This is a genomic window from Sphingomonas sp. 66-10, assembly GCF_001897045.1.
In the GTDB taxonomy this organism is placed as follows: domain Bacteria; phylum Pseudomonadota; class Alphaproteobacteria; order Sphingomonadales; family Sphingomonadaceae; genus Sphingomonas; species Sphingomonas lycopersici.
The window spans coordinates 34,517-40,397 of record NZ_MKRR01000044.1 but is presented as its reverse complement, the minus strand read 5'-3'; the positions used below and the strand labels follow the sequence as shown (position 1 = coordinate 40,397).

4 protein-coding genes are annotated in these 5,881 nt (G+C 65.5%); 3 read left to right on the top strand and 1 reads right to left on the bottom strand.

The annotated features are described in order from the left end of the window. From BGN95_RS05330 to BGN95_RS05320, 3 genes are all read left to right on the top strand, one after another. A partial coding sequence (locus BGN95_RS05330; RefSeq protein ID WP_286771873.1) for a DUF3471 domain-containing protein occupies nucleotides 1-259 on the top strand: 259 nt, incomplete at its 5' end. Nucleotides 260-295: 36 nt separating this feature from the next. Continuing rightward, nucleotides 296-1,939 carry an N-acyl-D-amino-acid deacylase family protein gene (locus BGN95_RS05325; RefSeq protein WP_286771872.1) on the top strand — a complete coding sequence of 548 codons (1,644 nt, stop codon included), beginning with the start codon at nucleotides 296-298 and terminating at the stop codon, nucleotides 1,937-1,939. 184 nt (nucleotides 1,940-2,123) lie between these two features. Beyond that, nucleotides 2,124-3,512, top strand: a complete 1,389-nt coding sequence (locus BGN95_RS05320) for a serine hydrolase domain-containing protein (protein ID WP_286771871.1) — start codon at nucleotides 2,124-2,126, stop codon at nucleotides 3,510-3,512. A gap of 267 nt (nucleotides 3,513-3,779) precedes the next feature. Here the strand turns inward: BGN95_RS05320 and BGN95_RS05315 are convergent, their stop codons facing one another. Next, nucleotides 3,780-5,663, bottom strand: coding sequence for a serine hydrolase domain-containing protein (locus tag BGN95_RS05315; RefSeq protein ID WP_286771870.1), 1,884 nt, complete (start codon nucleotides 5,661-5,663; stop codon nucleotides 3,780-3,782). Nucleotides 5,664-5,881 lie beyond the last annotated feature (218 nt).

Sequence of the window (5,881 nt, the reverse complement as noted above, 5' to 3'; positions counted from 1 at the left end):
TATCGCGGTGACGGGGGACCAGCGCGGGCTGCGGATCGATTTCAAATCGACCCCGCGCATGTCGGGGCGGCTCGAGCATTTCCAATATGACAGCTTCGTCACCCGCTTCGACGACAAGACGATCGAGCCGGCCTATGTGACCTTCAACCTCGATGCCGAGGGGAAGATCGCGCGCGTCACGATGAAGGCGGCCTCGCCGATCGCGGATTTCAGCTACGATTATCACGACTTGCTGTTCACGCCGGTAAAGGGGCGCTGAATCGCGCGCCACAATCCAAAGGGAGAGAGGGACGCCATGAGGAAACATTTCGCGCTCGCCGCCGCGCTGCTGATCGGCACCGCGCTGGCCCCTGTGGCGACGCCGGCACCGGCGCAGGCGCCGGCCACCGATTACGACATCGTGATCCGCGGCGGGCGCGTGCTCGACGGCGCGGGCAATCCCTGGGTCTATGCCGATATCGCGATCAAGGACGGCCGCATCGCCAAGATCGGCGTGGTACGCGGCAAGGGACGCGACGAGATCGATGCGCACGGCCGCTATGTGTCGCCCGGCTTTATCGACATGATGGATCAATCGGGCGAGGTGCTGCCGAAATCGGGTGCGGCCGAGAATAAGCTGCGGATGGGGGTTACCACCGTCATCGCCGGCGAGGGCGGCACTCCGGTCGATGCGGCCGAGATCGGCAAATATCTCGACGGGCTTGAGAAGACCGGGATCGCGGTCAATTTCGGGACCTATTACAACGCCGCCCAGCCGCGGATGAAGGTGTTGGGTGACGGTGCGGGCACCCCGACCCCGCAGCAGCTCGAAACGATGAAGGCCGAAACGCTCGTCGCGATGAAGAATGGCGCGTTCGGCGTGTCGACCGCGCTGATCTATCCCCCCAACAGTTTCCAGTCGACCGACGAGGTGGTGGCTTTGGCTTCGGTCGCAGGGAAATGCGGCGGCTTCTACGCCAGCCACATGCGCGACGAGAGCGCGAAACTGATCGAGGCGATCGACGAGGCGATCGCGATCGGCGAGCGCAGCGGCGCCAAGGCCGAGATCTTCCACCTCAAGGCCGCCTATCGCCCGCTGGCGGGCAAATTGATGCCGCAGGCGCTGGCGCGGATCGCCGCGGCGCGCGCGCGCGGGGTCGATATTGCGGCGGACCTTTATCCCTATACCGCCGGCGGCACCGGGCTCGACATCACCGTGCCCAACTGGGTGTTCGCGCAGGGGGCGAAGACCGGGTACGAGCGGCTGCGCGATCCGAAGATCCGCGAACGGCTCAAGCGCGAGGTTGCGGCGGGGTCGCAGCCGGGCTGGTCGAATCTGGTCGAGGCGGCAGGGGGCTGGGATCATGTCGTCCTCGCCAATGCCTATGATCCCAAGATGGACGCCTATCGCGGGCAAAGCCTCGCGGCGATCGGCAAGGCGCTGGGGCGCGATCCCGCCGACGTGGCGTGGGATATCCTGCTCAACGCGCTCCCCAACCGCGCCTATGGCCTCTATTTCATGATGGACGAGCCCGATATCGAGCTCGCGCTGAAAGCGCCGTGGACCAGCATCGGCACCGATGCGGGATCGGCGGCGAAGTTCGGCGAGATGGATGCGCTCGGGCTGCCGCACCCGCGCTCCTACGGCACCTTCCCGCGCATCCTGGGCGACTATGTCCGCAAGCGGCATGTGCTGACGCTGGAGGATGCAGTGCGCAAGATGACCTCATGGCCGGCGCAGCGCATGGGGCTGGCGGATCGCGGCGTGCTGCGCGAAGGGTTGCGCGCCGACATCACGATCTTCGATGCCGATACGGTGGAAGAAGGCAGCAGCTGGGAAAAGCCGCTCGGCGCGCCGAAGGGGATCGACGATGTGATCGTCAACGGCGTCGCGGTGCTCCGCGCCGGCAAGACCACCCCCGCGCGGCCCGGCGTGGCGCTGCGCCATAGCTGTAGCTAGGTGTCGGGCGCCACTTCGTAAATGCCGTCATCCCGGCGCAAGCCGGGATCTCGGGCCGCAGGCGCCCGCCGAGTGCTGCCCCCCACTTCCCGAACATAGTCCTTCATCGTCTCTTCCATATCCGATTGACACAATCGTAGGCGCCTACATAATTGTCGGCAACGACGATTTGAAAGGTTGAGTCATGATCCTGTCGAGACGCTATGTCTTGGGCGGAGGGCTGGCGCTTGCCTGCCTGCCGCGACATGCTTTGGCCGCGCAACCGCTCACGCCTGCGGACTGGCTATCTGGATGGCTCGCTGCGTTCAACGATCCTGGCGGCGCCGCTTATCCGGATTTCGTCAGGCGCAACATACCGAACCTCGCCCCCTATCTGGAGGAGGATCTGGGGGTGCGCGAAGCGTCCGGCGGTCTTGTCCTTCTACGCAGCGAGCAGACCGCGCCCCGGGAAATCACCGCCTGGGTTCGCGACCGCAACTGGGATCGCTTCTCCAAGGTCGTGCTGTCGATCGGCGATAACACGATAGATGACCTGTCCTTTACAGGCGCGCCCGCGCCGCCAGGCTTCGCCGTTCGGCGGATGGGTGAAGCCGAGGCGCTGCGCGCGTTGCGCCGGAAATTGCGCGCCGAGGCAGCCGCCGGCCGTTTCTCGGGATCGGTGCTGGTCGCCAAGGGAGATCAGCTTCTCCTGCGCGAGGCCTATGGCGCGCAGGATGCGGGAAATATGCGGGCGGTGATCCCGGCCACCCGCTTCTGTATCGGCTCGGCTGGCAAGATGTTCACGGCGGTTGGCGTGCTCCAGCTCGTGCAGGCCGGCCGGCTGAGCTTGGCTGATACGATCGCGATGCGCCTGCCCGACTATCCGGACACGCCGCTCGCCCGATCGGTGACCGTCCGTCACCTCCTCACGCATACCGGCGGGACCGGCGATTTCTTCGGCCCCGATTACGACATGCATGAATCGGCGCTTCGCACGCCGTCCGACTTCGTCCGGCTGTTCGGCCGGCGCGATCCCCTGTTTCCACCTGGTTCTCGCTGGGGCTACAGCAATTTCGGCTTCATCCTGCTCGGCGCGATCCTCGAGCAAGTGTCTGGTCAGAGCTGGGATGCCTATTTGCAGCGGAACGTCTTTAGCCCCGCCGGTATGACGGCGACCTCGGCCGTCGCGTCCCCGGAAGAGACGGCCGAGCCGCTCAACGGCGCGGCGCAAACGGGGCTGAAACCGTTACCCTATTATGTCGGCCTGCCTGCCGGAGGCGGCTATTCGACGGTGGACGATCTGCATCGCTTTGCGCTGGCGCTTCAGCAGGATACGCTGCTCGATCCGACGCATCGCCGCATACTCACGACCCCGGTGATCCCTGCCGGCAGTGCACGATGGTCGCTCGGTCTGCGCATCGCCATGCGCAACGGCGAACCCTGCTTCGGCCACGGCGGCAGCGCCCCGGGTGTGAACGCCGACTTCGCCGTCTATCCACGCGCCGGGTACGCAATCATCACGCTGTGCAACCGCGGGCACCCCCACGCCTTGAACGTGGCCGAGTTCGTCGGCACCCGATTGCCAATCGCGTAACCCCGGTTTCGTTAAGAACGTCGGCTTCGGCTTCGCCGCACGATCTTGTGAATGGCCATAAGGGGCGCGAGGCGAGATTTTGGCTCGGTGCGCCCCGAACGGCGGCTTCTATCGCCAGCGGCCGTTCACAGTTTAATGTGCGAGTAGCCGGGTCTGGTCGGGAGCGGCCATTTCCGCCGAATGCGATCACCGGCAGCTATAGCGTTCGATCTACACCAAAACCGCCGTGCGGATTTCTGCCCATAAGCCGCTCTCAAGACCCTGCTCTCAATAATTCACCGACATCGCCAGCAGCCCGAACATCCACGCCGTATAGCCGAGCATCAGCAGCGCAAGCAGCAGCGCCACGCTCCACATCCGTCCGAACCAGCCGCGCTTGCGCCGGAACGCCAGCAACAGGTTCCACCCCGCCACAGCGACCCCGCCGAGCAGCACGATGAGGCCGCCGATCTGCAGCAGCCACAGCCACGGATCGTACTTCCCGATCATCTCCATCGCATTGAGGCAGGCCAGCCAGCCGATTACCAGCGCCAGTGCCAGCCCCGCGGCAACGCGCGCGCCACGATAGGCGAGCAGCGCGCGACGCCCGAGTGTCAGCGGCGCGCGATAATGCCGCCGGATCAGCGCCGCGACCGGCCATTGCACGAAAGTAAGCAGCAGCACGCCAAGGCTCGCGATCAGCGCGGGGATGATCCACGCCGCCGAGCGCGACGGCGCGACGCGATCGAACACCGTGAACGGCGAGGCGGAATCGACGCTCCAGCGCACCACCTTGCCGTCGACCAGCTTGGCGGCGAGCCGCTCGTGCCCGCCGACATTGCGCCAGACGAAGGGCGCGATCTCCACCCATTTCATCGGCTTGCCATTGGTGCCGCGCGATACCGGGACGACGAGCCCGCCCTTGTCGTCAACGCTCACCTTCACTTGCCCGAGAAGATTGGGCAGCGCGAACATCGTCGTTTCCGCGCGGCGGCTCTTGATCCAGGTGCCGGTGAGCATCCTGGCATGTTGGGCGGCGGTCTGCGCATCGACGCGGCCGTCGGCGGGGCCGATCGGTGGGAAATAGCGATCGGCGAATTGCTCGAACAATTCATGCCGCACCGCGCCGACCGCCGTATCCTCGCCCCAGGAATTGAGCGAGACGTAGAGCCCGACCTTCTCGTTCATGAACAGATGCAGCGCGGTGTGATAAAGCGTTGTATCGCCGAGATGCCCGATCACCTCGCGCCCGTTGATATTGGTTTCGAAGAAACCGAGTTCCATCCGGTTGAGTGGCGGCAACAGAGTCAGCGGGCTATCGTGCATCATCCGTGCGGTGGCCGGCCGCATCAGCCCGGCGCCGTCGTCGAGATGCGCGATCATGAAGCGCGCCATATCCGCCCCGGAGGAGGTCAGCGCCCCCGCGGGCACCGTCGGCAGATATTCGAACTTCCCCGATTTCCCCGAAGCGAGTTTGTATCCCGACGCCAGCAGCGGCGCGAGCGCCTTGGGCAGGGGCTGACGGAAGGTCGAATGGCTCATCCCGAGCGGGCGGAAGATATGGCGCTCGACATAATCGTCATACGGCGTTTTGCTGACGCGCTCGACGATATAACCGGCGAGCGTGGTGCCGTAATTGGAATAGGCCGGGGTCGTGCCCGGGGCGTAGATCCTGCGCGGCAGCTGCGTCTTGACGAACTGGCCGAGCGGCATGAACGCGGTCGGATCGGTGAACATCACATATTTGGCATGTTCCTCGAACCCCGCGGTATGCGTCATCAGCTGGCGCATCGTGATCGGTTTGCCGTCTTTCGGCGGGATCGTGAAATCGAGATAGGTGTTCACGTCGGCATCGAGATCGATCCGACCGGCCTCGACCTGCTGCATCACCGCCGTCCAGGTAAGCAGCTTCGAGACCGAGCCGTTGCGGAACAGGGTGCGCGCCGGATCGACCGGCGTGCGCTTCGCGACATCGGCATAGCCGAACCCGCGCTGGGTGAGGATCTTCCCGTCCCTGACCACCACGACCACCGCGCCCGCGATATCGCCGCGCTTGAGCGCATAGGGCATATAGCCATCGAGCCAGGCGTCGGCATCCTGTCGGGTCAACGGCCGGGCGGCGGGGGCGCTGGCGGCGGTCGGTTCTGCGAGCGCATCGCCCGCGCCGAGCAACAGCAGCGCCGCGATGAAACTCCCTGATCGTGTCTTTATCGTCGTGCCGGCCTTTCTTGTGCTCCCGCGAAGGCGGGAGCCCAGACCGGGTCCCCGCCTTCGCGGGGACACAAGGAGGGGCGACGGGCTCACTTGGCGTGGCCCGCGGCCTGATCGGCGCGCACCGCCGCGATCATGTCGCGCACAGCGACGACCACCGTGTCGGGATAGTCGACCTG

Excerpts from the sequence above, each read along its gene's own strand:
- BGN95_RS05325 (WP_286771872.1), top strand. The coding sequence starts at position 296 with ATGAGGAAACATTTCGCGCTCGCCGCCGCGCTGCTGATCGGCACCGCG.
- BGN95_RS05320 (WP_286771871.1), top strand. The coding sequence starts at position 2,124 with ATGATCCTGTCGAGACGCTATGTCTTGGGCGGAGGGCTGGCGCTTGCC.